Origin of the sequence: Psychrobacter sp. KH172YL61 (assembly GCF_007182895.1) — a bacterium.
Classification (GTDB): Bacteria; Pseudomonadota; Gammaproteobacteria; order Pseudomonadales; family Moraxellaceae; genus Psychrobacter; species Psychrobacter pacificensis.
Map to the genome: position 1 here is coordinate 1,197,679 of NZ_AP019516.1, position 23,448 is coordinate 1,221,126.

Below are 23,448 nucleotides of genomic sequence, written 5' to 3' on the forward strand. Positions count from 1 at the left end.
AGTACCACAGTAGTAGGCTAAACGAGTCTAACGCTGTAACACTTCAATAGTGGTTCGACTATATCCTTAGAAGAAATCTAGCAAGCCTTGCAAGGCTGTACTATTACCTAACCATTTTATTACATACATCACTACTTTTAATCCCTTCACAAAGCATCGGTATCAATAGATAGATTACACTTAGCCAAGTCGCCGACTCAACTCAGGGAAGCGTTTTATCATAAATAACATTAGGAGCAGAGCGATACTCGCAATAGCCGCGCCGACATAACCCACGCTTGATATCGAGATATGCGTCACTGCATAGCCACCAAACAAAGCGCCTGTTCCAATACCTAAATTGATAATACCTGAGAACATCGCCATCAGCATGTCTTGTGCATTGACATCGACCATGATGACTTTTGCCTGCATTGAGATAATCAGTAGCATGAGTGCCGCGCCCCATAGCAGTGCACTAACACTAAGCGCCCATACCGAGGTCACGACAAACAGCAATGTCAGCATAGAGACAAGTATTAATATCGTAGATACCAGCATCAATTGGGTGTTATATCTATCACCCCAACGACTGAATATCACACTGCCCACAATGCCTGCTGCCCCAAACAGTAGTAGCACAAAAGTAGCTGCGTTTTCGCTGATATTACCGACCTGACGCATAAAGGGTTCTATGTAAGAGTAGGCCGTATAGTGTGCGGTAAAGACGAGCAAGATAAGCAAATATAGACAGACTAGTAAGGGGTTCTTGAGTAGTTCTGGAATCTTTCTAAAAGATCCCTCAAACATACTTGGTAAGGTAGGTAATAGTTTCGCTTGCAAAATAAAGACGACAAGCGCAATGACACCAATGCCGCCAAATGTCGCGCGCCAACCAAACCATTGACCAACCAACCGTCCCAACGGCACACCGAGTACCATTGCAAGCGACGTCCCAGTTGCGAGCACACTCAGCGCCATGGCTTTCTTGCCTTCGGGTGCCACACGTATGGCGATTGCTGCTGTAATGGACCAAAATATCGCATGCGACAGCGCAACCCCAACTCGGCTAATGAGCAGTACATCAAAGCTCCATGCAAATACAGATAGCATATGACTGGCAATAAAGACGGCAAACAGTCCTAAGAGTAACCGTTTGCGCTCAAATCGACTGGTCAATAGCATCAGCGGCAATGACATCGCTGCCACAATCCAAGCATAGAGCGTCAACATCCAGCCCGTTTCTGCTGTGGTAATAGAGAAATCTTGGGCGATATCGCTCAATAGCGCCACAGGGACAAATTCTGTGGTGTTCATAATAAAGGCACTAACGCCCATCAAAAATACTTGAAAATACTGAGTTCGGCGAGCGTTCGCGCTCGCCTCAAGGTTATGTGTCATAAAATCCAATACAAAGCAGGTGCTAGGGCGTGTCCCTAATTCAAACGTTTATCACTAAATGGGCTAAAAATGGCTAAATCTTTGACAAACGGCGTCAAATAGCTAGTCAATATCTCGATATTAGCCAGCTACTTTCCTTGTTTGTCTGCGATTTATATTATCTTTATCACCATTTTTAAAATAGGGACACGCCCTAATACAGCGGGTGACAAGTCAAGGTGGGGCAGGTATTCTTGGAATACAAGCGTCGCGAGGCAAGATAGCAAGCCAAAGTCGATTGTAAAAGATGTTTTTGATAAGGATTGTTAACCTAAAGCTCAGCATGAAAGGCCTAGGAAAAGAGAGTTAATAAAAATACGCAATAGATATAGGAAAATAAAACTCAATATTAGGGCGTGTTGAACATTTGCAAATAGGCACTGCTGATCGCTAAAATGGTTCCAGACAAGGCACAAAGCGACGATAATGCAGATGCCTTAGCGAGATTTGTAACGCAGTATGGGGCAATTTTAGCATCAGCCCCAACGATAAAACAGGGGGACAGGACTCTTTTTGCCGCTTCATCGTAAAAAAATAAGCGCTTAGAGTGACTAAACTTATTATTTTTAACATCGAGTCGCCTAAAAAATAGTCGCTGTCAGTGCCATGGTCGAATGTTCAACACGCCCTAGTTTTTTTAATCTAAAAACCTAACCATTTACTATTGAAAAATAGACTTCTTGCATAAGTCATCGTCAGCCCTTGTAACTCCGTCAGTGGAAGTCAATGAACTGGTACTTTTGCAAGAGTTCTAATAAGTAAACATATCGGTATTTATTTTCTGCTATCTGTTGTGCTATCATCATTGAACGATCTATCGTGGGTTTAACAGTTTTGTTATTGCCGTCCGTGACAACCGTTTCATGGCAGCGTAATAAACCTTGCAACTTCCAGCACGATATAAAATAACCTTGGTAAAGCGCATGAGCCTGTACTCCGACAACCTCATTTGTGCCTGATTTTTTGCCCATTTGGGCGTATATCAACCTTTTCGTCGGAGTTATAGGAGTCTAAGGTGTTCAATATCATGAGCCACATTGCCAACCAATCTCAATATACCCGCCGTTATCACCCACGCCATCTCTTAGCACAATATGCGATCAATCAGATAGCCACACTTGAGCTACGTTCGCAAGATATTGTCAGCGCCATGGGTTATCCTATCAAGCATACCATTCCTGCCTGTGACCGCCTGCGCCATGTACTGTCGCATAGGTATCTTGGACTTGATAGCAGCTATATGGACAAATACTTTACCGCTGATGAGTTTTTGGCAAAGCTATTTGTCGTGCTTGAGATACCGTATCAACCATTCGCAGAAGATATTGCTCAGATTAAAAATGACTTGACGAACCACTCTAATACGCTACCTAAATATAGCTTACGAGCGCAAGTGGATTTTACCTTTACGAGTGTCGATAATTGGGTGTCTCGTGGTAATGCTGCACGTTTGGCTCACATACCTCCCAGATGGATTTGCCAAATTAGACGATGCTCAACGTAAATCAGTGATTCAAGACAGCATCTGCGAGCATTATCAGCAGTATGAGGGCAGTTTGCCATACGATGGTGTTATCAAAGGTTATCGACTGACGATTGAACAAAACAACCATGTGGTTGATCATGCAGATTATGGCTTACCAAAAATCCAGCAGTATCTAAAATGCTGTGAGTATATGAAGAGTATAATAATCTAAGCTCATCGACTAAGAAGCCTTAGTATAAATTAGAAGACTCAGTATAAAAAAGCCTCACTTTATCTGAACTGCCCCCCATAAGTTGGACACAACTTATGGGGTATTTTATGCGCTACGATCTAGACTTTAAGCTTGAAGTCATCGCATACTATATGCAAGGACATACTGGTCGTGCTACAGCTGAGGAATTTAACCTAGATAATAAGATAGTTATCAAATGGGTTAAGCAATATCAAAGCGGTGGTATTGAAGCTATCAAACCAAAGACCAGCAAAGCTTACTATAGTCACGAGTTTAAACACAAAGTCATTACAACGATGCTTAGCCAAGGCTTAAGTCAATTGGAAGTTGCTTTAAGGTATAACATCAGCTCACCGGCGCTTATTAGTCACTGGCATAAAGCGTATCGACTAGAAGGCATATCTGGACTCATCTCCAAACCTAAAGGTAGAACCGTCATGAGCAAACCCTTCATTACAGACAAACCAGAGGGATGAAAAAAGCTTAGCAGAATTGAAGCGTGAGAATGAGTACTTACGTGCAGAGGTTGCCTACCTAAAAAAGCTCGATGCCTTGCTCAAAGCGGGAGGAAAAAGCAGGCAAAAAGCAAGGCTCATCGAAGGGACTAAGAGAGCGCTGCTGTTTATCTGACTTACTTAAAGCCGCTGGTATGCCTAAAAGCGTCTTTTACTATCATAGAGAAAAGCTTGGTGATAAAGATAAACATGCTGACTTAAAACAGCGTATTACTAAGCTGTATCACCAGCATAAAGGCAGGTACGGCTATCGTAGAATAACGGCAGCGCTAAAGCAGTTAGGTAGCCATTACAATCACAAGCTCATCGCTAAGCTTATGCGTCATTTAAACTTAAGTGCACGGATTCGACGACAAAGATATCGCTCTTATAAAGGTGTACAAGGCAAAATTGCAAAGAATTATTTAAAGCGTCAGTTTCATGCAGATAGACCAAACACACGCTGGCTCACTGATATTACTGAGTTTAAGGTAGGTGATCATAAGCTATATTTATCACCGATACTCGATTGTTATAACAATGAGATCATCAGCTATACGCTCTCAAAGAGACCTACCTATGATTTGGTTAGCAAGATGCTAGATAAGGCGTTAGATAAGATAGATACGCACCAGAACAACCGTTTAATGCTGCATTCAGATCAAGGCTGGCATTATCAGATGAGACCGTTCAGTAAGGCGCTTAAACAGCACGGTATTAAGCAAAGCATGAGCAGAAAAGGCAACTGCTTGGATAATGCGCTGATGGAGGGGTTCTTTGGTACGCTGAAGTGCGAGACGATTTATATTGAGAAACCAAAATCGATTGAGCAGTTAGAACAACAGATTCATGAGTATATGCATTATTACAATAATGAGCGTATTCAACTCAAACTAAAAGGACTGAGCCCTGTGCAGTACAGAACTCAGTCCTTGGTATAAACTAAACCGTCCAAGTTTCGGGGGTCAGTTCATATCGTGGGGCTTTTTGGTTCTTTGCATTAAATTTTTTGTTTAATGCTTCAGGTTTAGAGATGGCGCGCCATAAAATTACAAATAGCGCATCAAACTCTGCATTTAATGGCGTCTCTGTTTGGCGAATGGTATGCATTAAGCCAAGTCGACTAATAAATCCCATAAACACATCGAAGAGTATGTGCAGTGGGACAGTGTCATTGAGCACCCCACGATTTTGACCATCTTCTAATACCGCCAAAAACGCGCCAATTAACTCTTTGTTTTCATAGATTGCGATATTACGTATACGCGAGGCCGACACAGAAGACAGCACCATCACCGCATCTGGATGCGAGTCTACAAAATCAAAGCAGACCCACAGCGTCTTACGTAGACGATCTTGTACGCTATCAATCCCTTGCAGATGATCCATGATGCGAGCGGCTAATCTGCCGAGCACAATATCCATAATGGTATAAAACAGCGTTTGCTTGTCCCCGAAGTACTTGTAGAGCGTTTGCAAGGAAACATTTGCAGACTTTGCAATCTGCGCCATCGTCACCTCATTAGCATCAAATCCTGCAAAGACCTTACGAACGGCCTGTTCAATTTTATCCAAAGTTGCGGGTCGCATATCGGATAGGGGTGCTAGCGATCGCGTTTGCGTGGGGCTATCTGACTGATTAAAGGTTTTCATATTTATCGCTTCTTAAAGTATTGGTTATTTGATACGTCCTATCAGTTAAGTGATTTTCTCGATAATCTAACGTGATTAAATTAATGAGTAATTTGAATTACCATTTTTATTTAATATATTGCGAAGTGGTTTTTCATAGCCTAGTATAAGACTCGTATATTAATAAATACAAAGAATTTATCGCATATCTATAACGGTAATATAAATTACCATAACTTAAAAAATGGCTTGGATATAGCTGTTATTCATTCAATCTTGTCAAGGATAGACATCATGAGTATCGAAAAATTTACCCCAAACTGGATGACCGAAGAACATCAGATGGTGTATGACAGCGCCTTGAAAATGTTTCAATCTTGGGAGCCAAAGGATGAGCAGTGGCGCAAAAACGGCATGATCGATCGTGCTGCGTGGGAAGAAGCGGGCGAGATGGGGTTTTTGTGTGCGGCAATACCAAGCGAGTATGGCGGCGGCGGCGGCGATTTCGGTCATGAAGCCGCGCTCATCTACGCACAGACTGAGGCCAATCAGTCAGGATTTGGCGGTATGGTGCATTCAGGTATTGTCGCGCCTTATATTTTAGCCCATGGTACTGAAGCACAAAAACAAGCGTGGTTACCAAAAATGGCAACGGGCGAATATATTGGCGCTATCGCCATGACTGAGCCTGGCACTGGCTCCGACCTACAAAACATCAAAACCTATGCAGTAAAAGACGGTGATGATTACATTATCAATGGCTCTAAGACTTTTATCACCAATGGTCAGCACGCCAATCTTATCTTATTAGCATGCAAAACAGACCGTGAAAAAGGCGCGCAAGGTGTCTCACTTATCATCGTAGAAACGGACAACGTAGAAGGGTTTGAACGTGGGCGCAATCTCGATAAGATTGGTCTGACCTCTCAAGATACCTCAGAGCTTTTCTTTAGCAATGTCCGTGTACCGCAAACCAACCTGTTGGGTACGGTGGAAGGCATGGGCTTTATACAGATGATGCAAGAGCTGCCACGTGAGCGCCTCATCATTGCGCTATCAGGGGTCGGTTCGATGAAGCTGGCTATCAATCTAACACTAGATTATGTAAAGGGCCGTGAAGCCTTTGGCAAACCTATTTGGAAATTTCAAAACACCCGTTTTAAGATGGCTGAATGCTATGCCGATTATCTCGCTGCCAGTACCATGTGTGATGCGGCAGTCGATGCGATGTTAGATGGCAAACTGTCTGTACCGCATGCTTCATTGATCAAATACTGGGTCACCGAAAAACAGTGCGAAGTCATCGATGAATGCGTGCAGCTGTTTGGTGGCTATGGCTATATGACCGAGTATCCTATCGCCCGTTTATATGCTGATGCGCGCGTGCAAAAAATCTATGGCGGCACCAATGAGATTATGAAAGAGTTGGCATCACGCTTTATGTAGACGCTTATATTATAAGACTACGATAGTTATTGTTTATTTAAAAAATAAAAAAAGGATTTTTTATGACTGAGACTGCTTATATTTATGATGCTATCCGCACGCCACGCGGCAAAGGGAAAAAAGGACGGCTCTTTGTATCAGGCGTCACCAATCTGGCTGACACGTACCTTATTAAAGGAGATGGAGCAGCGTCATAATTTGGATACCAGTTTGGTCGATGATGTGGTGCTTGGCTGCGTGACCCCAGTGGGCGAGCAAGGCTCTGATATTGCGCGTATCGCCGTCATTGATGCTGGTTGGGCACAAAGTGTGGCTGGGTTAACTTTGTCTCGGTTTTGTGCCTCTGGTCTGGAGTCTATTAATCTTGCGGCTGCCAAAGTCATGTCAGGTATGGAAGACATGGTAGTGGCAGGCGGTGTGGAGTCTATGAGCCGTGTGCCGATGGGCTCTGATGGCGGTGCTTGGTACATGGATCCGCGTGTGAATGAAGCGACGCATTTCGTGCCGCAAGGGGTGGGCGCGGATACCATTGCAACGCTCAAAGGCTTTAGCCGTAGCGATGTCGATGCTTTTGCCACCGAATCACATCGCCGCGCAGCAAAGGCTTGGGAGAACGGCTATTACGACAAATCTGTTGTCCCTGTCACCGATATCAATGGCATGATGCTATTGGATAAAGACGAAACCATCCGTCCTAATACCCATGTCGAAACCTTAGCGGGTCTTAAACCTTCTTTTATTATGCCGGGAAAAATGGGCTTTGATAGTGTGATATTAGACCGATACACCACGATTGAAACCGTGAATCATGTGCATCATGCGGGTAATTCTTCTGGCATCGTTGATGGGGCGGCGATTTGTTTGGTCGGTAGCGCGGCGGCTGGGCAAAAAGCAGGACTAAAACCACGCGCCAAAATCACAATGGCCTCAGTCATTGGTTCAGAGCCTGCCATTATGCTGACAGGTCCAACGCCAGCTTGCCAAAAAGCCCTCGATAAAGCGGGCATGCAAGCCTCTGACATAGACCTTTGGGAGATTAATGAAGCATTCGCTGCTGTGCCGATGAATACCGCTGATGATTTTGGAATCTCGCTTGATATTGTCAACGTCAATGGTGGTGCAATCGCTATGGGTCATCCGCTTGGGGCAACGGGCGCGATGCTAATGACGACAGTCCTTGATGAGTTGGAACGCCGCGACTTACAGACTGCTATGATTACGCTATGTGTGGGCGGTGGTATGGGAATTGCCACTATTATCGAGCGTGTTTAACCTTTCTCTAAAATAGACTGAAAACCAATTAGACTAAAACGCAATATACAAAGAATCATTTAAGGGATAAAAATGATGACAAATAACCAAACAGTAGATAGCGTAATAGCCATTAACGCATTAGATAACTTCTCCGTCCAGCATGATGACGAGGGTGTCGTCACCGTTACGATTGACCAAAGCAAACGCAAAATGAATGTCATTGGTGATGGCTTTACGGAGGCATTCGCCACGATAGTTGATAGTTTTATCAATGATGACGCCGCCACAGGCTTAATTCTCACATCGGCCAAAGACACCTTTGTGGTTGGCGCAGATATTGATCAATTGAACCAGATAGAGACAGCGGAGCAAGCATTTACATTGACCGAGGAATTAAAAGGGGAGTTTGCGTACGCTTGAGACCTCAGGTAAACCCGTCGTCGCTGCTATGACAGGAACCGCATTAGGCGGTGGTTTAGAGTTGGCACTTGCCTGTCATTATCGTATTGCCATTGACACGCCTAAGACCAAGCTTGGTTTGCCTGAGGTGAAACTGGGCTTGTTACCTGGCGGCGGCGGTACTCAGCGCTTACCAAGGTTGGTCGGTATTCAAGTAGCACTGGAGCTGATGACGCAAGGCAAAGAATTGCGACCAGCAGCGGCAAAAGATATTGGACTTATTGATGCAATAGCCACTGATCGAGCAGATATGCTGAAGCAAGCAAAAACTGGATTCAAAACAATCCAAGCGCGCAGCAGCCATGGGATGAGAAGGGTTTTAAAATTCCTGGCGGCGATAGTAAGCATCCTAGCGTTGTACCGATATTCTCTATCGCCCCAGCCATGGCCAATCAAAAATCTCACGGCAACTATCCAGCGATTACTCATATCATGTCTTGTGTGTTTGAAGGATGCCTAGTGGATATCGATACAGGGCTTGAGATTGAGTCGCGTTATTTTGCTGCTTGTGTGCTGTCGACTGAATCTAAAAACATGATTAACACCTTATGGACGCAGCTGAATAGCATCAAAAAGGTCAGTCTCGACCTCAAGGGTTTGAGCAGACCCAAACCAAAAAGGTCGGTATCTTAGGGGCTGGCATGATGGGCGCTGGCATCGCTTATGTCACTGCCAAAGCAGGTATAGATGTCGCGTTATTGGACACGGAAATTGCCAATGCAGAAAAAGGCAAAGCGTACTCTGCTAATATTTTGGATAAAGCCATCAGCCGACAGCGCGCTACCGAAGAGAAAAAACAAGCTCTCCTAAAACGTATCACGCCAACCGTCTCTTACGATGATTTAGCTGATTGTGATCTCATCATCGAAGCGGTGTTCGAAAACCGAGAAATCAAAGCCAAATGTACCCAGCAGAGTGAAGCAGTGATTTCAAACACGGCTATTTATGCGTCTAATACCTCAACACTACCGATTACTGGGCTAGCAAAAGCCAGTACACGACCAAACCAGTTTATCGGTCTGCATTTTTTCTCGCCAGTAGATAAGATGCCGCTCGTTGAGATTATCGTAGGCGCGCAAACTGATGATGAAACGTTGGCCAAAGCCTTTGATTATGTTGTGCAAATAGGCAAAACGCCTATCGTCGTCAATGACAGTCACGGCTTTTATACCTCGCGGGTATTTGGCACCTATGTATCAGAGGGTATCGCAATGCTAGGAGAGGGTGTGCATCCGCGTAGCATCGAAGTTGCCGGACTAAAAACAGGTATGCCGATGCCGCCCTTAGCATTACAAGATGAAGTGTCGTTAAGCCTAGCGTTGCATGTCAGCGAACAACAGCAGGTAGATATGGCAGCCGAAGGCAAGTCCGTTGCTGTGCGCCCTTCTTACAAGATACTAAAGACGCTGGTCAATGAGCATGGGCGCGAGGGCAAGAAAAAATGGCAAAGGGTTTTATGATTATCCAGAAGACGGTGATAAGCATCTATGGCCTGAGTTGATAAACTTATATCCGCCAAAGTCAGAGCAACCGTCGCAGCAAGATTTGGTTGATCGTTTGATGTTTATTCAAGCCAATGAATCTGCCAAATGCTATGAGGAAAACGTCGTGCGCTCAGTTGCCGACACCAATATAGGGTCTATCTTTGGCTGGGGGTTTGCACCGCATCACGGGGGCACGCTACAGTTTATCAATGCGATGGGCGTCAATGAATTCATCAAACGTAGTTGCGAGCTTGCGGCAACATACGGTGAACGGTTTGAGCCTGCCCAGATATTGTTAGACATGGCAGCCAAAGGCGAGGCGTTCTCCGATGACTGATACGCATTTATCAAATCATGATCAAATGGCAGATTGTCTACAAGGGTTACGAGTGATCGATCTGACTCGTAACCTACCTGGGCCATTTGCCACGCGCCTGCTTGCGGACTTGGGTGCGGACGTTCTTAAAATCGAACCCAAACAAGGTGATCCTGCTCGCGTATTTGGTGAGTTATTCGCAGCTTTGAACCACGGTAAGACGACTGAAAAGCATGATTTTCATGATCCCGAAGCGATTGAAGCTATTAAGGCACATCTCAAAGAAGCTGACCTGATGCTAGACAGCTTTCGCCCAGGTGTCTTAGCAGAAATGGGATTAGATACTAAAACCCTGCATGTCATCAACCCAAAGCTGGTAATGGTATCTATTACTGGCTATGGTATCGCAGGCAGTTACGCAAAAGAAGGTGTCTACTTAGAAAGTGCTGAGCCAAAAATAGCTCTCAAATAAATCATAATTGGTCTGATAAGGCCGGTCATGATATTAATTTTATGGCTATGAGTGGTGTGCTTGATCAGTTAAAAACAGCTCAGGGTGAGCAGGCTATGCCCAATGTCCAGTTTGCGGACTTGGCAGGTGGTAGTGATACAGCAGTGATAGCACTGTTGGCTGCTGTATTTGCCGCGCAGCGTACCGGAAAAGGACGACATATTGCGATTAGCATGACGCACAGTTTGTACAATCATATGGTCATGCCAAAGGTGACGGGTAAGCTAATCAGTCGTTTTTCAGGTGACAATTCAAATAGTGCTTCAAATAATACTTCAAGTACAGCTCCCATGCCACAGCATGACTTTTTAGGCGGTGCATTACCATGTTATCGACTGTACCAAACCGCTGACCAGCGACATATGGCGGTTGGTTCGTTAGAGTTGAAATTTTGGCAAGGTCTATGTGAGGGTATTGGAGTTGCCAGCGCTTAAAGACGTACATTGGCAGCTTGGCATCATGCCCAATAGGCCTGAGAGTCAAATAGCGACTAAAACAATGGCGGAAAAATTCGCCAGTCAAACGCTTGAGCATTGGCAAGGCGTATTTGCGGCAACGGATGTCTGTGTGACCCCCGTGCTGAATTTACAGGAAGCCAAGGCTCACCCTTTGTTTGCGCATCAAGATGAATATCAGGCAACCTCAGGATGGCAGCAAATTAGCTAGTCACTGGTATGGAGATGCCTTTTTAGTTTGTGTTATTTAGCCTGTCTGTCTAAATCAGAGTGATTGAACTTGTATATCTGTCTATCTAAAATTGCCTGGATAAGAGACAATATGCGCATAAAATCTAGAGCGCCGTGATATTAAGAAAGTATCATGTACTAAGGCTCTTAAAGATTGAGCCACACAGACATTTCACAAATTTAACTCAAGCAAAAAGGCAGTCTCGAATGACCAAAGATAATCCATATAATTTCCTACCACTACAGCCCACTGGCAGAAATGAAACCGACACGGCGAATACCTACGCGCCTGAAGACATGATCAAGATATACGAGCAGCAGTTTCTCATTCAAGTACCTGAAGAGGAGCTGACAGGGTTTTGCCTGCCCTAAAAGCATTTTATGATATTGATAATCATACTTTAGATGTCAGCGCCGTTATTTTTGAGGCAATTGCAGACTCCTCTATCATTTATAATCACAAAATCAAAGTGGGCGGCTATCAGTTGCTAGGCGGATTGGTAGAGGAAGCGATTGAATATGATGAGGATACTCAAAGTGACGACAGTACTGACAGCGAAGAGATTCAGGCCTATACACTAGAGTGCCAGCGTACCTTCTTCATCAATGATGTAGAAATACCTTATCATTTTAATCTGTTCATTTATGGCGATGGCTATTCTACTTTGACTAAAAAAAGAAACCGTGCTAGAAAAAATGTATTGGTTTGCCAGAGGCAGGTTTGAAGAAGAGTTGTTGGACGACTCCAAAGATAATGATAGCTTGGAATCAATCAATGAGCAGCTAGCCAGCTTGGGCATTGCGGCCATGGATCTAACGACTGTAGATAAGATCGTAAGTTATATTGAAGCCAGCATCATAGATGACGTAATGGTTGATGAGCTAAATAAGCTATTGGATGATGTCGAGTAGTATTGATGGTAAGCGTCTTTCAAAAGGGACGAGCTTCTTCACGATCATAAGTTTTTGAAGTGTGACGGCTTTATTTGTTTCTAAAATGGCACTAAGCGAAATAACTTTAATCCTAACGAGATCATATTATGTTCAAAATAAAAGTAGAACGCATTGTCAAAAAACCGATTGATGAGGTATTTGAAGCACTGAGCGACCATGCCAGTTATGGCTCATTTAAAGCGGTGGGAGTTGCTAAGTTAGTCGCTGAAGGTAATGAGGAGCGCAATGGTGTTGGCGCTTTACGTAGCATTCAAGCGGGACCTGTTAAGTTTTGGGAGCGGATTACAGCGTTTGAGCGTCCTACTCATATGCAATACCAAATCGAAAAAGCTAAACCTGTCAAAATGCGACATGATAAAGGCGTCATTGATTTAAAAGACTTGGGCGATGGCACCACACGTGACTTGGATATCCGAGGGTCGATTGATTGTACCGTTGCCATTAATCGGTCGCCTACTTGATCGTCAAATGCAGAAACAAGGAACCATAGGATTTAGTAGTATACTCAAATCTATAGAAAGCCGCTAATCTAGCGGCAATATTGTCTTCTTCGATATAATTATATCATGGTGGCTCTTTTATTTGAGCCACTACTGTTGGTTTTAATTCGTTTTGTTCTTGGTAGCTTCAATTTCGTTAAAACGTGCTAACTGTTCTGGTGTTGCTTTTTGCTGGTACTTCGCTTTCCACTCAGCGTAGGGCATGCCATAAACAAGCTCGCGCGCATCCTCGTAGTCGATTTCAATACCACGCTCTTCACCAGCAGCTTTGTACCATTTGGATAAACAGTTACGACAAAAATCGGCAAGGTTCATCAGCTCAATATTCTGTACATCTTTACGCTCGTCTAAATGAGCCAATAAGCGACGAAATGTCGCCGCTTCTAATTCGATGTTTGATTCTAATTTTGCCATAATATTTTTCCTAATTGTCATTGAGCCATCTAAAACTTAGTTAATACTAACCAGAAAACTCATTATAGTAGAGGTTCGCTAATTTAAAAGCTTTTAATCATAATATTAAACCACGCTTCATTTTTATCTGCTCTAAAAATAGCTAGGTTGGGGGCAATTCAGTATTCGCAGTTTTAGGGCAGGGCACGGTTTGGGCACCAAATGGGCACCGCACCAAAAATGAGCTTTTTAATTGAGTAGATAAACTTAACTATATTAAAAAATATATTTCGAGAATCTCTCTACAAGCCCCGAAAATTGGACAAAAAAAAGCCTCACTGCTCATATAAAGAGTAGTGAAGTATTTGGAGCGGGATAAGAGATTCGAACTCGACCCCAACCTTGGCAAGGTTATGCTCTACCACTGAGCTAATCCCGCTGATTCATCTTTTGATTAACTATCATCAGATGATGAAGGCGTATTATACGCAGTTTTTTTATGTGTCAACACCTATGACGAAAAAAGTTAAAGTTATTAAAATAGGCATGTCTTCTATCTACAAATGTGTGTTATAACGGTTCATTATAATATGTATTCCAAAAGCTTTGCATACATAAATAAGCTGGTATACATATTATGATTTAATTACATTCACAATGATCAATACTTACGAAGATAAGTTATAAGGATGAAAAATGAGTCAACAGTATACTATCGCTGATTATTTGTTTGATCGTGTCGCAGAAGCAGGTGCCTCTGAGATATTCGGCGTACCAGGCGATTTTAACTTAACCTTTTTGGACAATGTCCTTGCTTCTGATAAGCTGCGCTGGGTGGGTAACACCAATGAGCTAAATGCTGGCTATGCGGCCGACGGTTATGCACGCGAGCGTGGGTTTGCCGCCATGGTGACGACTTTTGGCGTAGGCGAGCTATCAGCGATTAACGCGACCGCAGGCTCTTTTGCTGAGTACGCGCCAGTATTGCACATCGTAGGTGCACCAAGCACAGCTTTGCAAGACGCAAAACGCCGTATTCATCATTCGCTTGGCGATGGCGTATTTAATCATTTTATTAAGATGGTTGAGCCCGTGACGGTAGCACGAGCGCAGCTTACTCCTGAAAATGCCGCCTCAGAAATTGATCGAGTGATTCGATTGATTCTCAAAAAGCATCGCCCAGGTTATCTACTGCTATCACCTGATGTTGCGCGTCAGCCTATTTATCCGCCAACAACTAAGCTGATTGATAGCCAAGAAGACATCACCAGTCAAGCGGCATTGGCAGATTTCAAGCAAGCGCTCACCGAGTTTTTACCAAACAAAACCACGACGCTCATGGCAGATTTGATGGTGCATCGTTTGGGGTTGCAGTCACAGCTCAAAGCACTGATTGCTGATACAGACATTCCTTATACCACGCTATCGTGGGGCAAAACGCTGCTTGATGAAAACAGCGAGCGCTGGGCTGGGACTTATGCAGGCGTTGCCTCGCGTCCCATTGTCAAAGACGCGGTAGAAAACTGCGAATGTCTGATCAAAGTAGGGGTGCAATATACCGACACGACCACCGCGGGATTTAGCCAAGATATTGACGAGGAGTATAGTAGTAGACTTGCATTATGAGCGTGCTTCTATTAGTGGTAAGAACTTTGCACCGATTGCCTTGCAAGATGCATTACAGGCCCTGCACGAAGTCATGACATCTGGTATAAACATCGTACCAAAGCCTTTTGTGAGCCAGTCAAGCCGCATGAGCAGAAGGGTAGAGATGATGAGGCGATTCTCCAAGATGACCTATGGCATATCATTGCTGATTGCTTAGATCGTAATAATTTGGTGTTCTCTGAGCAAGGAACTGCCTATTTTGGCATCAGTGATGTACGCTTGCCAGAAGGGGTGACCTCCTATGGGCAGCCAATGTGGGGCTCGATTGGCTACATTACCAGCCAGCTTAGGTGCTGCTATCGCGTCACCGAATAAACGCAGCGTTGTACTGATTGGTGATGGCTCGGCGCTCTTGACGGTTCAAGAAATGGCGGTCATGATTCAAGAGCGTATCAATCCAGTCATCGTCCTAATCAATAACGACGGCTATACCGTAGAGCGTGCGATTCATGGTGAAAACCAATACTACAACGATATCCCAAAATGCGATTGGCAGATCATGCCAAAAGCGTTTGGCGCAACCGAAGCGAATAGCTTACTACTCAAAGCAGAAACAGCAGGTGAGCTAAAAGCGGCTTTAAACAAAGCTGCCGAGACTACCGATAAGCTAGTAATGATTGAGGTCATCGCAGATAAGCATGATATACCCCATTGCTAGCAGACATCAGCGCGGCACTAAAGCCAAAAAGGATTAAATAATCCGTAAAAGCTTTCTTAATAAAAGTACTAGCCCCATTTAGCAGCGTAGCTAAATGGGGTTTTTTGCGTTTTTTTTATCACACGGGTCAATTAATCAGCGATGCCTCTTATGTCAATTTGTAGACTCTAGTATGATGGCTGATTGGGCTATGTTCAGCCCGTCATACTCAATAGGAGAGTGATTCATCATGATCTGGCTAAAAATGCTCATTGGCGCTTTGATGGTATTGGCAATTCAATTATTTGCACAAACGCGATTTTTTTATCTGGCGGCGCTTGCACCTCTTTTCCCCACGTTTACGCTCATCAGTCACTTCATTGTTGGTACTGATCGCAGTCCTACTGATTTAAGGGTTGCCCTGATATTTAGTATGCTGGGTGTGATACCGCATTTGATTTATACCTTGGTGGTATTTTTTAGCATCAGTTATATGAGCTTATATAAGGCATTATTGTTAGGCGTTGTCGCTTGGACAGTAGCTGCCACTCTTTGGTGCTGACATGGCAGTATATTCAGGGCTAAATAGTCAAGCGTAACTATATAGTCAAGCGTAACTATTTAAATTTAATTGTGTAGGCCTAAATACTGTCAAAAGTTAGGATAAAAAATAGTTAAACAAAGGTCATAAGTTCATAGGTACGCGCTGGTATATTCGATAACTTTTTCGAAATACTGTCTATAAATTTAGTCGCAGATGTTACTCTTAATGCCGATATAGAATCAGTGTAAATTTCTTGTGTTAATGGCTCTGACAATGTTAATAGCTCTGACAATCGTTGCTGATGACAAACTCTCTGGCGTGATATCTAATAACAGTGCGATAACGGAAATATTTTCGCAATCAAGTACTATTATGCTTCATTCAATATTGATGCAATAACGATAAAAAACAGGGCTTTAGAAAATGGATACCTTGAATATCCTATACCTCGTAGGGGGCAGTACTTATTTTCGCCAGTATCATGGCGAGCACGTTATCGGCGCGTTTGGGTGTGCCCTTGCTATTGCTGTTTTTGATCGTCGGTATGTTGGCAGGCGAGCAGGGTATCTTGGGTATTGAGTTTTCTCAATATGGGCTGGCCAATTTTGTGGGTCAAGCGGCGCTGGCTTGTATTCTATTAGATGGTGGTCTACGTACGTCTTTTAAGTCGTTTCGGGTCGGTCTAAAACCTGCGATTACCTTGGCTACTTGGGGCGTACTGGTCACGGTTTTGGTGCTCGGAGTATTTGTTACTTGGCTACTCGATGTTGATTGGCGCTTTGGTCTATTGATGGCAGCGATTGTTGGCTCAACCGATGCGGCCGCTGTATTCTCTCTACTGCGTAATGGCGGGGTCAAGCTCAACGACCGCGTCCAAGCCACGCTTGAGTTAGAGTCTGGTGCCAACGACCCCTTGGCTATTTTATTAGTAACGGGTTTGATTGCTCTAAACGTTGACCCTGCTGGTCAGACAGCATTTGGCTTTTTGGTTTTACTGTTTCAACAGCTGAGCTTTGGGTTGGGCATGGGCTTGCTCTTTGGTTATTTGCTCTCTCGGTTATTGCCCAAGATACATCTGGCAGAGGGCATGTATGCCATTTTGATACTCTCAGCGGGCTTGGCGGTATTTGCTGCGACCAACTTGATCGGCGGCAGTGGGTTTTTGGCGGTGTATCTGACAGGGGTGCTCATCGGTAATCACAAAGTGCGCTCAACCGAGCATGTCATGCGCGTGATGGACAGCTTTGCATGGTTGTCGCAAGCGGTATTGTTTGTGGTGTTGGGATTATTGGTCACGCCATCAAACGTCCTCAACGTCTGGCATTATTCGGTGGCGATAGCGGCGTTCATGATCTTCGTTGCCCGTCCTATCGCGGTCTATACTAGTGTGAAACCATTTAAATTTAAAGATCAAGAGATTGGATTTATCTCTTGGGTTGGTTTGCGCGGAGCGGTGCCCATTACCCTTGCGATTTTGCCTGTGATGGCAGGGATTGATAATGCCTTTATGCTCTTTGATATTGCCTTTGGGGTCGTGGTGTTGTCGTTGATACTGCAAGGTACGACCATTCCTACTATGGCGAATTTATTTAAGGTACGTATTCCAACCAATAAAGATCCCAAAGAAGAGCACGAGGTTTGGGTATCGGATAAGGCGAGTATTACCTTATACGAGTTTGAGGCGCAATCAGGCGCATTTGCTATTGGCCGCCATCCTATGGGTATCTCTAAAGGCATTAGCCCTGATGAAATCAGCGTATTTGCGCTGGTGCGCGGTCAACAAATCGTCGTCGTCGATGAACAGACCAAAATAAAATTTGGTGATAGTGTTTGGTACGCCATGCGCGGCAATCATGCGAGCAAAATTGCCAAGATTTTTAATGACACAACGTTAGATCGTAAGGCTATTGATGACTTTTATGGTGATTGGTTGCTATCACCCAGTGTAAAACTCGGAGATTTGCCATTTTTTTCAGAAGCCATGGTCGCCAAACCTTTGGTAAAAACGCTGAAAACGACCGAAGCAGACAGTACCAAAGATATGTGGGAGCAGACAGTCGCTGAGTATGTGACCTCACATTTAGGTACCGCACCCGTTTCAGGCGATACAGTTGTGGTGAACGATGAGTGGTCACTGGTCATCAAAGAAGTAGGCGAAAAAGGTAAGCTTAGAAGCATTGGTCTCAAGCATCAACGACCGTCCGTAGCAGTGCAGTGATATTCGTATTCTTTTTATAGCAAGTTCATCATTTTATGTAGAAAGTCAGCGGTTTGTTTTTGCTGATTTTCCCGATATGCCCAGTGGGGCTCGACGTCGTAGCTTGCTTCATTGGGCAGGAGTATTTTCATCACTCCCATGCCCTCATATCGTCTCGCCAGATCACGCGGTAAGTACCCCACATGATGGCCTGCAAGGATAAGCTGCGCAGTTGCTTCCATGTGATAAGTGGTGGCGCTTAGGGTTTTTGGGCGGATATGATTGATATGATGCTCGACCACGTAGCCCCTTTTTATCCACGGATAATTCTGCTCTAAATCCCTCAAAAGTCAATCCTTCTGAGTTATAAAATAGCTTATGCTCACGTCCGCAGCAGACCACTTGTTTTTCGACAAATGCTGGCTGAAACGTCAGTAACGGCGGAAAGCTACCAAAATACCCCACACCAATGTCACTCTCGTTACTTAAGAGCTTTTCTAGCATGCTCTCAGGGCTTTGCACATTGATAGAAAAGTGTATCAGTGGGTTTTCTCGGTAGCTGCTGGCGAGGCGCTGTCTAAGCGCATCATAAAAAAAACTTGGGCATCTGATCAATTAAGCAAGGCCTAATATGTCCACCGTGTACTGAGTCTAGTTGCTTAATATAGTGCAGCTGGTGCTGAAAGCTTGCGACCGATTCGGTAAAGCCCAAACAAGCCTCATAGACAGCCGCACCATCCTCTGTCAGCTTAAATCCTGCTCGACCGCGATGGCAAAGTGTCATGCCCAAGCGGTCTTCTAATTGCTGACTGATTGAGTCGCTCTTAGTTTTATTGGCTGTTTTAGAACTTCGTACCTAGCTGTTAATATCGTTATTGATAGCTAGCGTCCAAACCTGTTCTGCAAGTCAGGTTGCTTATCGGTAAATGCCTAACTAACCGCGCCGCCATGTGTGGTATTTTTCTAACCAGTTCAGTACCGTGTCGGGGCGTGATTGCGTTTCCATTCACCAGCGACGTATTTGTTGCCCTCCGCCCATGTCGGGTAGGTATGAATTGTACCCAATATTTTATTGAGCCCCAAACCATGTTTCATCGCCAGTACAAAATCGCTCATTAAATCGCCAGCATGCTCAGCCACTCTCGTCACCCCTAGGGTTTTATCTTTGCCTTTCGCGGTGATGACTTTAATAAAATCCTTAGCTACGCTGTCTGTAATGGCGCGATCTAACTCTTTAAAGTCATAACGTGTCACTTCAAAATCAATGCCCTTTGCCGATTGCTTCTTGCTCATTCAAACCCACGCGAGCGACTTCTGGATCAATGAAAATCGTCCATGAAATCACGCGGTAATCGACCTTGAATTTTTAAAATTTCCAAATAAGCCGTTAACCGCTGCGTACCAGCCTTGATGCGACGCCACATGAGTGAATTGATAGGGCCCAACGATTTGATAGTGTCGCGCAGCAGGTAACGTGAGGTCAAAAAAGCCAGCGTTGCCCCGATACTGGAAGCAAAAGAGGCAATGAGTAAGCCTTGAGCTAAGCCAAACAGCGTGCCTGCGGCCAGCGTCAAAATAGTGGCGCTAGGTAAGGAAAGAGCAGTGACGACCACATAAAGTAAAAATAATCCACCAATAATCAATAATCAATAATGGCGACTGCGTTTTATACGCATCAAACTGCGCCATCAATCCTTTTAAGCCCTCAAGCGTCAATAATTGATTGAGATCAAAATAAAAAAACTGGCCACTACGATCAGTAGAAATAGTATTAAAAATATTCTTTTCATCATGATTGGTCTGGCCTCATAGTCTGGTGAAGGCGACCGTTATCGCTTTATGATCCAAATGCTGACGGTGTGCGCTAACGGCGGTATGCGCTAACATAGCAATACGAATATGGATGACGCGACTGTGATAACAGTCAGAGCGCTTGCCTTTATAGTATAGGGCTTGGGCTGCGTTGTCTGGTATTTATATCAGCATCTCACAAATAAAAGCAGCCCTTCATAGAACGGATGCTCCATGAAGGGCTGCTGTTTGAATGCTTATCTAATCGCTGCATGAAAAGGCGAGATTACCACATCAAATCGTCTGGGATCACATAAGCGGCGTAAGGATCATCTTCTTCTGGCGTGTCTTCAGCGGTATCGTTGGACACGACCATAAACCCTTCCATTTTTGTATCGATACGATCGGCGAGTGGGCGCGGCAGGAGCGCGTAGCTATCCTCTAAGCGTGCAATCACCACGTGACCGGCGACGATTTGATCGTATAGCTTTTGCGTGATGGATATTTTTTCACTTTAGACGCATCGACGAATTGATAGCTAACGTCACCATCCGTATCGGCTATCTGATGCTGCTTAATCATTTGAATGATGTTAGCCCTCAGCGCCTTTTCTTCTAAAGCTTGCTGTTTTTGCTGATTGAGCTTTTGGTCTTTCTCAAGCTTTTGCGCTTGAGCCTCTGCCAATGCTTTTTTGGTCTCTAAACTCTCTGAGTCGCCAATACGCTTAGCATGCTGCGTTTGCTTGCTGATTTTTTTGGCTTTTTTACTATCGACCAATCCAGCCTTTAATAGTTGAGCCTGTAGGGCGTTCTTTGCCATAATTCAATCACCTAAATAACGATACGTAAGTCTTAAATACTGCATCATAAATACTAAAAGAGGTATTGTAGCAAACTTTACTAACGCTTGTGGTTAGACAATGACCAGAGTTCATCGGGGTGTTAAAACAATACTCTTGTAAACTATATAAAATAATAGTGCTAGCACGTTTGTGATTTTACAAAAGCGTGTACATCGCTGGATGAAACCGACCAAATTGGGTATCATCAAATTAAGAGAGCAGTTTTTATAAACATCTCTCAAACAATGGGCATAGCTTGGTCATATATAACAAGCTGTATGGGATTAAATAACATATCTAAGGACAGATTATGACAACATCACAGCACATTCTAGCCTGTATTGACGGCTCAGCAGTGACTGAATCGGTTTGTGACTATGCCGCATGGTATGCCAGCAGACTGAATTTGCCCGTTGGATTGCTGCATGTCAGTGATATTCCTGCCTCAGTGAGACGAGATCTGTCAGGAGCGATAGGGATCAACAGTCGCCAGTTCTTATTAGATGAGTTGTCCCAGCTAGATGAGCAAAGGGCAAAAGTCGTCAATAGCTATAGCAACGCCTTAGTACAAGATGCAAAAAGCCATATCAAAGACAGCTTTGCGGATGTCAATGTGCGCATTTATCAACGTCATGGTAAATTGCTTCCCTAGCATCGAGTATTTCAAAGAAGAAAATCGCGCGATCGTCATGGGACGCCGCGGCGAAGACCACAAAAATAGCCGCATCAATATCGGCAGCCAAATCGAAACGGTAGCTCGCGCATCGGATATCCCTATCCTGATTTGCTCAGAAACCTTTAAAGAGCCTAGCTCATATATGATTGCTTTTGATGGTAGCAAGACCTCTATAAAAGCGGCATGGATGGTCGCAAAAAGCCCTTTGTTAAAAGGTTTGAAAGGCCACATCGTGATGGTCGGCAATTATAATGAAGCCGCCAAGCAAAGCATGAGCGCGGCTGCTGCAAAATTGGAAGATGCAGGTTATATCGTTGAGGCGCATCATCTGTCTGCTTCTGATGCGGTCGATGGGTTATTAACGTTTCAAGTCGACAACGATATTGACATCATGGTGGTCGGTGCTTATGGACACTCTAAATGGCAGCAGTTGTTTCTTGGTAGTACAACGACAGAGATCATTGCAAGTACCTTATCCCCTGTAATTTTGGTACGCTAATGGATGCATTAATAAATTGTCATGAGTCGCTTGTTTTTCGATAAAGCGACACTAAATTAAGGCCGTGCCTTGTTCGAGACACGAGCGATCAGTGTATCGCTCTCAGCAGCGCAATATTCATAAAGAGGGTTGGTTATCGATATTTTAGATAACCAATCTATATCTCATAACGGCTCACTTGCTGACGCCACTCATTCTATCTTTGGAACCCCTTATGCGTATCAATGCAGATTTTTCACGTCGTGCTTCGCTAGCACCTGAAGACCACGGGTGGGTCAAATCACCACAGAATGGCGTGGAGCGAGTGATGCTTGACCGCATCGGTGAAGAGAAGGCTCGTGCGACGAGCCTAGTACGTTATGCACCGAACTCTTATTTTCCGCACCACTTGCATCCCGGCGGCGAGGAGATACTCGTACTGTCAGGGACTTTTTCTGCAGACGATACCCATTATCCGGCAGGTTGGTACGTGCGCAATCCACCAGCATCCGGTCATAGGCCTTATAGTGATGAAGGCGCAGTGATTTTCGTTAAACTACGGCAGATGTCACCTGATGAAACGCAGCATGTGGCCATCGACACTCACGATAGCGCCAATTGGCAGCGACAACATAATCGCGATGTATGTCCTCTGTTCTCAGATGATGTCGAGCAGGTGAGCTTGCAACGTATAGAGGCAGGAGAGTTGTTATTCAATGAGCCAATCCTTAATGGCGCAGAGCTTTTAGCCATTGCAGGCGAGCTGGTAGATGATGACCGAGTCTATCAGCGTTGGGGGTGGTTACGTCTGCCTGCAGGTGAGTACGCGCAAATCACAGCAGGACGAGAGGGCGCGACGATATATCTAAAAACAGGACATCTCAGCCAAGTAGTGGGCTTGGAAATAAATGAAGCCTAGATAAAACTTGTGGAAAGTACTGTATCAACTGTTTGAGTAACTCATAAACGTAATATCCAACACATCAATCTTTCATATTCAATGTGTTAGATGCGCTGTAGGCAGTATCTTGAATATACTCAATTCTCTATAAAGGAGTGACAGCGTTAACCTCACTTGAATTATCACATATACATCTGCGCTCGGTTGCTTTGTATTTCTTTTAAACTGAATCAACTATATCATCTGACATCCGCCAATCGTATTTTAATATTGAAAACGCTTCCGAAATGGAGGCGTTTTTTATGCTATTTATTCAGTTGTTTTGAGATATAGTTGATAGTGTTCAATGATAAAGAGTTTATGCAGTTGGCTCGACTGTGTCACGCGTGCCTTTGATTATTTTATAGCAGACAAGCGCCACCATGACCATTGGCTGTCTTACTGTTCAA

The 23,448-nt window shown here is 44.3% G+C and carries 27 protein-coding genes, 1 tRNA gene and 5 pseudogenes; 24 read left to right on the forward strand and 9 right to left on the reverse strand.

The annotated features are described in order from the left end of the window. Positions 1 to 180 precede the first annotated feature (180 nt). On the reverse strand, positions 181 to 1,380 hold the full coding sequence (locus PKHYL_RS06295; RefSeq protein WP_071001816.1) for a sugar transporter: 1,200 nt from the start codon (positions 1,378 to 1,380) through the stop codon (positions 181 to 183). Between the two features lie 1,066 nt (positions 1,381 to 2,446). On the opposite strand from PKHYL_RS06295, the gene PKHYL_RS06300 reads away from it, so the two are divergent. From PKHYL_RS06300 to PKHYL_RS06315, 4 genes are all read left to right on the forward strand, one after another. Further along, positions 2,447 to 2,923 (forward strand): hypothetical protein, encoded by a 477-nt coding sequence (locus PKHYL_RS06300; protein WP_240366243.1) that lies wholly within the window; start codon positions 2,447 to 2,449, stop codon positions 2,921 to 2,923. 4 nt (positions 2,924 to 2,927) lie between these two features. Beyond that, on the forward strand, positions 2,928 to 3,116 hold the full coding sequence (locus PKHYL_RS06305) for a hypothetical protein (RefSeq protein ID WP_240366244.1): 189 nt from the start codon (positions 2,928 to 2,930) through the stop codon (positions 3,114 to 3,116). 107 nt (positions 3,117 to 3,223) lie between these two features. Further along, the gene (locus PKHYL_RS06310; RefSeq protein WP_240365635.1) at positions 3,224 to 3,613 is read left to right on the forward strand and encodes a helix-turn-helix domain-containing protein; all 390 of its coding nucleotides are present in this window, start codon (positions 3,224 to 3,226) and stop codon (positions 3,611 to 3,613) included. 71 nt (positions 3,614 to 3,684) lie between these two features. After that, a complete protein-coding gene (locus PKHYL_RS06315) occupies positions 3,685 to 4,572 on the forward strand; it encodes an IS3 family transposase (protein WP_240365636.1) in 888 nt (295 codons plus the stop codon). A gap of 1 nt (position 4,573) precedes the next feature. Here the strand turns inward: PKHYL_RS06315 and PKHYL_RS06320 are convergent, their stop codons facing one another. Next, positions 4,574 to 5,284 (reverse strand): TetR/AcrR family transcriptional regulator, encoded by a 711-nt coding sequence (locus PKHYL_RS06320; protein ID WP_083328831.1) that lies wholly within the window; start codon positions 5,282 to 5,284, stop codon positions 4,574 to 4,576. A gap of 273 nt (positions 5,285 to 5,557) precedes the next feature. On the opposite strand from PKHYL_RS06320, the gene PKHYL_RS06325 reads away from it, so the two are divergent. The 12 genes and pseudogenes from PKHYL_RS06325 to PKHYL_RS06380 all read left to right on the forward strand — a co-directional run bounded on the left by PKHYL_RS06325 (position 5,558) and on the right by PKHYL_RS06380 (position 12,834). Beyond that, the gene (locus PKHYL_RS06325) at positions 5,558 to 6,709 is read left to right on the forward strand and encodes an acyl-CoA dehydrogenase family protein (protein WP_102090554.1); all 1,152 of its coding nucleotides are present in this window, start codon (positions 5,558 to 5,560) and stop codon (positions 6,707 to 6,709) included. A 62-nt stretch (positions 6,710 to 6,771) separates the two neighbouring features. Beyond that, a pseudogene (locus PKHYL_RS06330) lies at positions 6,772 to 7,981 on the forward strand (acetyl-CoA C-acetyltransferase). Positions 7,982 to 8,053: 72 nt separating this feature from the next. Continuing rightward, positions 8,054 to 8,383 carry a hypothetical protein gene (locus PKHYL_RS06335; protein ID WP_240366245.1) on the forward strand — a complete coding sequence of 110 codons (330 nt, stop codon included), beginning with the start codon at positions 8,054 to 8,056 and terminating at the stop codon, positions 8,381 to 8,383. Beyond that, on the forward strand, positions 8,370 to 8,882 hold the full coding sequence (locus PKHYL_RS06340) for an enoyl-CoA hydratase-related protein (RefSeq protein ID WP_240366246.1): 513 nt from the start codon (positions 8,370 to 8,372) through the stop codon (positions 8,880 to 8,882). Before PKHYL_RS06335 ends, PKHYL_RS06340 begins: the two co-directional genes overlap by 14 nt. Beyond that, positions 8,882 to 9,055: a hypothetical protein gene (locus PKHYL_RS06345; RefSeq protein ID WP_240366247.1), complete on the forward strand. Its 174-nt coding sequence runs from the start codon at positions 8,882 to 8,884 to the stop codon at positions 9,053 to 9,055. Before PKHYL_RS06340 ends, PKHYL_RS06345 begins: the two co-directional genes overlap by 1 nt. An 8-nt stretch (positions 9,056 to 9,063) precedes the next feature. Further along, complete coding sequence (locus PKHYL_RS06350) at positions 9,064 to 9,882, forward strand: 3-hydroxyacyl-CoA dehydrogenase family protein (protein ID WP_240366248.1); 819 nt, start codon at positions 9,064 to 9,066, stop codon at positions 9,880 to 9,882. Beyond that, on the forward strand, positions 9,836 to 10,243 hold the full coding sequence (locus PKHYL_RS06355; RefSeq protein WP_240366249.1) for a hypothetical protein: 408 nt from the start codon (positions 9,836 to 9,838) through the stop codon (positions 10,241 to 10,243). Before PKHYL_RS06350 ends, PKHYL_RS06355 begins: the two co-directional genes overlap by 47 nt. Beyond that, positions 10,236 to 11,399: pseudogene (locus tag PKHYL_RS18630) on the forward strand (CaiB/BaiF CoA transferase family protein). The gene PKHYL_RS06355 and the pseudogene PKHYL_RS18630 overlap by 8 nt, the downstream one beginning before the upstream one ends. A 227-nt stretch (positions 11,400 to 11,626) precedes the next feature. After that, complete coding sequence (locus PKHYL_RS06365; RefSeq protein WP_240366250.1) at positions 11,627 to 11,791, forward strand: hypothetical protein; 165 nt, start codon at positions 11,627 to 11,629, stop codon at positions 11,789 to 11,791. Next, positions 11,779 to 12,144 carry a hypothetical protein gene (locus PKHYL_RS06370; RefSeq protein WP_240366251.1) on the forward strand — a complete coding sequence of 122 codons (366 nt, stop codon included), beginning with the start codon at positions 11,779 to 11,781 and terminating at the stop codon, positions 12,142 to 12,144. Before PKHYL_RS06365 ends, PKHYL_RS06370 begins: the two co-directional genes overlap by 13 nt. Before the next feature lie 10 nt (positions 12,145 to 12,154). After that, a complete protein-coding gene (locus PKHYL_RS06375) occupies positions 12,155 to 12,331 on the forward strand; it encodes a hypothetical protein (protein ID WP_240366252.1) in 177 nt (58 codons plus the stop codon). 128 nt (positions 12,332 to 12,459) lie between these two features. After that, positions 12,460 to 12,834 carry an SRPBCC family protein gene (locus PKHYL_RS06380; protein WP_240366253.1) on the forward strand — a complete coding sequence of 125 codons (375 nt, stop codon included), beginning with the start codon at positions 12,460 to 12,462 and terminating at the stop codon, positions 12,832 to 12,834. Between the two features lie 141 nt (positions 12,835 to 12,975). On the opposite strand, the gene PKHYL_RS06385 is transcribed toward PKHYL_RS06380, so the two are convergent. After that, positions 12,976 to 13,287, reverse strand: a complete 312-nt coding sequence (locus PKHYL_RS06385; RefSeq protein ID WP_071001807.1) for a DUF1244 domain-containing protein — start codon at positions 13,285 to 13,287, stop codon at positions 12,976 to 12,978. A gap of 345 nt (positions 13,288 to 13,632) precedes the next feature. After that, positions 13,633 to 13,705: transfer RNA gene (locus PKHYL_RS06390), tRNA-Gly, on the reverse strand. Positions 13,706 to 13,962: 257 nt separating this feature from the next. Between PKHYL_RS06390 and PKHYL_RS06395 the strand changes: the two genes are divergently transcribed. The 5 genes and pseudogenes from PKHYL_RS06395 to PKHYL_RS06415 all read left to right on the forward strand — a co-directional run bounded on the left by PKHYL_RS06395 (position 13,963) and on the right by PKHYL_RS06415 (position 18,333). Continuing rightward, positions 13,963 to 14,892 carry a thiamine pyrophosphate-binding protein gene (locus PKHYL_RS06395; protein WP_240366254.1) on the forward strand — a complete coding sequence of 310 codons (930 nt, stop codon included), beginning with the start codon at positions 13,963 to 13,965 and terminating at the stop codon, positions 14,890 to 14,892. Continuing rightward, positions 14,882 to 15,091, forward strand: a complete 210-nt coding sequence (locus PKHYL_RS06400) for a hypothetical protein (RefSeq protein ID WP_240366255.1) — start codon at positions 14,882 to 14,884, stop codon at positions 15,089 to 15,091. Before PKHYL_RS06395 ends, PKHYL_RS06400 begins: the two co-directional genes overlap by 11 nt. Before the next feature lie 108 nt (positions 15,092 to 15,199). Further along, positions 15,200 to 15,592, forward strand: a complete 393-nt coding sequence (locus tag PKHYL_RS06405; RefSeq protein WP_240366256.1) for a thiamine pyrophosphate-dependent enzyme — start codon at positions 15,200 to 15,202, stop codon at positions 15,590 to 15,592. A 229-nt stretch (positions 15,593 to 15,821) separates the two neighbouring features. Further along, positions 15,822 to 16,133 carry a GlpM family protein gene (locus tag PKHYL_RS06410; protein WP_240366257.1) on the forward strand — a complete coding sequence of 104 codons (312 nt, stop codon included), beginning with the start codon at positions 15,822 to 15,824 and terminating at the stop codon, positions 16,131 to 16,133. 405 nt (positions 16,134 to 16,538) lie between these two features. Next, positions 16,539 to 18,333, forward strand: a pseudogene (locus PKHYL_RS06415) (potassium/proton antiporter). A gap of 14 nt (positions 18,334 to 18,347) precedes the next feature. On the opposite strand, the gene PKHYL_RS18635 reads toward PKHYL_RS06415, so the two are convergent. The 5 genes and pseudogenes from PKHYL_RS18635 to PKHYL_RS06440 form a co-directional block, all read right to left on the reverse strand. Continuing rightward, a complete protein-coding gene (locus tag PKHYL_RS18635) occupies positions 18,348 to 18,659 on the reverse strand; it encodes a hypothetical protein (RefSeq protein ID WP_240366575.1) in 312 nt (103 codons plus the stop codon). A gap of 70 nt (positions 18,660 to 18,729) precedes the next feature. Further along, a pseudogene (locus tag PKHYL_RS18640) lies at positions 18,730 to 18,927 on the reverse strand (LysR family transcriptional regulator); the annotation flags it as partial. 357 nt (positions 18,928 to 19,284) lie between these two features. Beyond that, positions 19,285 to 19,605 carry a hypothetical protein gene (locus tag PKHYL_RS06430; protein WP_240366258.1) on the reverse strand — a complete coding sequence of 107 codons (321 nt, stop codon included), beginning with the start codon at positions 19,603 to 19,605 and terminating at the stop codon, positions 19,285 to 19,287. A gap of 26 nt (positions 19,606 to 19,631) precedes the next feature. Further along, positions 19,632 to 19,955 carry a VTT domain-containing protein gene (locus PKHYL_RS06435; protein WP_228724571.1) on the reverse strand — a complete coding sequence of 108 codons (324 nt, stop codon included), beginning with the start codon at positions 19,953 to 19,955 and terminating at the stop codon, positions 19,632 to 19,634. A gap of 434 nt (positions 19,956 to 20,389) precedes the next feature. Beyond that, positions 20,390 to 20,922 (reverse strand): annotated as a pseudogene (locus PKHYL_RS06440) (DUF2058 domain-containing protein). Between the two features lie 332 nt (positions 20,923 to 21,254). Between PKHYL_RS06440 and PKHYL_RS06445 the strand changes: the two are divergent. The 3 genes from PKHYL_RS06445 to PKHYL_RS06455 all read left to right on the forward strand — a co-directional run bounded on the left by PKHYL_RS06445 (position 21,255) and on the right by PKHYL_RS06455 (position 23,017). Next, positions 21,255 to 21,596, forward strand: a complete 342-nt coding sequence (locus PKHYL_RS06445) for a universal stress protein (RefSeq protein WP_240366259.1) — start codon at positions 21,255 to 21,257, stop codon at positions 21,594 to 21,596. Continuing rightward, the gene (locus tag PKHYL_RS06450; protein ID WP_240366260.1) at positions 21,556 to 22,119 is read left to right on the forward strand and encodes a universal stress protein; all 564 of its coding nucleotides are present in this window, start codon (positions 21,556 to 21,558) and stop codon (positions 22,117 to 22,119) included. The genes PKHYL_RS06445 and PKHYL_RS06450 overlap by 41 nt, the downstream gene beginning before the upstream one ends. 214 nt (positions 22,120 to 22,333) lie before the next feature. Continuing rightward, the gene (locus PKHYL_RS06455) at positions 22,334 to 23,017 is read left to right on the forward strand and encodes a cupin domain-containing protein (protein ID WP_240366261.1); all 684 of its coding nucleotides are present in this window, start codon (positions 22,334 to 22,336) and stop codon (positions 23,015 to 23,017) included. The last annotated feature ends 431 nt before the right edge of the window (positions 23,018 to 23,448 follow it).

Coding starts and splice junctions, on each gene's coding strand:
- PKHYL_RS06295 (WP_071001816.1), bottom strand. CDS start 1,380: ATGACACATAACCTTGAGGCGAGCGCGAACGCTCGCCGAACTCAGTAT.
- PKHYL_RS06300 (WP_240366243.1), top strand. CDS start 2,447: ATGAGCCACATTGCCAACCAATCTCAATATACCCGCCGTTATCACCCA.
- PKHYL_RS06310 (WP_240365635.1), top strand. CDS start 3,224: ATGCGCTACGATCTAGACTTTAAGCTTGAAGTCATCGCATACTATATG.
- PKHYL_RS06315 (WP_240365636.1), top strand. CDS start 3,685: ATGCCTTGCTCAAAGCGGGAGGAAAAAGCAGGCAAAAAGCAAGGCTCA.
- PKHYL_RS06320 (WP_083328831.1), bottom strand. CDS start 5,284: ATGAAAACCTTTAATCAGTCAGATAGCCCCACGCAAACGCGATCGCTA.
- PKHYL_RS06325 (WP_102090554.1), top strand. CDS start 5,558: ATGAGTATCGAAAAATTTACCCCAAACTGGATGACCGAAGAACATCAG.
- PKHYL_RS06335 (WP_240366245.1), top strand. CDS start 8,054: ATGATGACAAATAACCAAACAGTAGATAGCGTAATAGCCATTAACGCA.
- PKHYL_RS06350 (WP_240366248.1), top strand. CDS start 9,064: ATGATGGGCGCTGGCATCGCTTATGTCACTGCCAAAGCAGGTATAGAT.
- PKHYL_RS06355 (WP_240366249.1), top strand. CDS start 9,836: ATGAGCATGGGCGCGAGGGCAAGAAAAAATGGCAAAGGGTTTTATGAT.
- PKHYL_RS06365 (WP_240366250.1), top strand. CDS start 11,627: ATGACCAAAGATAATCCATATAATTTCCTACCACTACAGCCCACTGGC.
- PKHYL_RS06380 (WP_240366253.1), top strand. CDS start 12,460: ATGTTCAAAATAAAAGTAGAACGCATTGTCAAAAAACCGATTGATGAG.
- PKHYL_RS06385 (WP_071001807.1), bottom strand. CDS start 13,287: ATGGCAAAATTAGAATCAAACATCGAATTAGAAGCGGCGACATTTCGT.
- PKHYL_RS06395 (WP_240366254.1), top strand. CDS start 13,963: ATGAGTCAACAGTATACTATCGCTGATTATTTGTTTGATCGTGTCGCA.
- PKHYL_RS06410 (WP_240366257.1), top strand. CDS start 15,822: ATGATCTGGCTAAAAATGCTCATTGGCGCTTTGATGGTATTGGCAATT.
- PKHYL_RS06430 (WP_240366258.1), bottom strand. CDS start 19,605: ATGAGCAAGAAGCAATCGGCAAAGGGCATTGATTTTGAAGTGACACGT.
- PKHYL_RS06445 (WP_240366259.1), top strand. CDS start 21,255: ATGACAACATCACAGCACATTCTAGCCTGTATTGACGGCTCAGCAGTG.
- PKHYL_RS06450 (WP_240366260.1), top strand. CDS start 21,556: ATGTGCGCATTTATCAACGTCATGGTAAATTGCTTCCCTAGCATCGAG.
- PKHYL_RS06455 (WP_240366261.1), top strand. CDS start 22,334: ATGCGTATCAATGCAGATTTTTCACGTCGTGCTTCGCTAGCACCTGAA.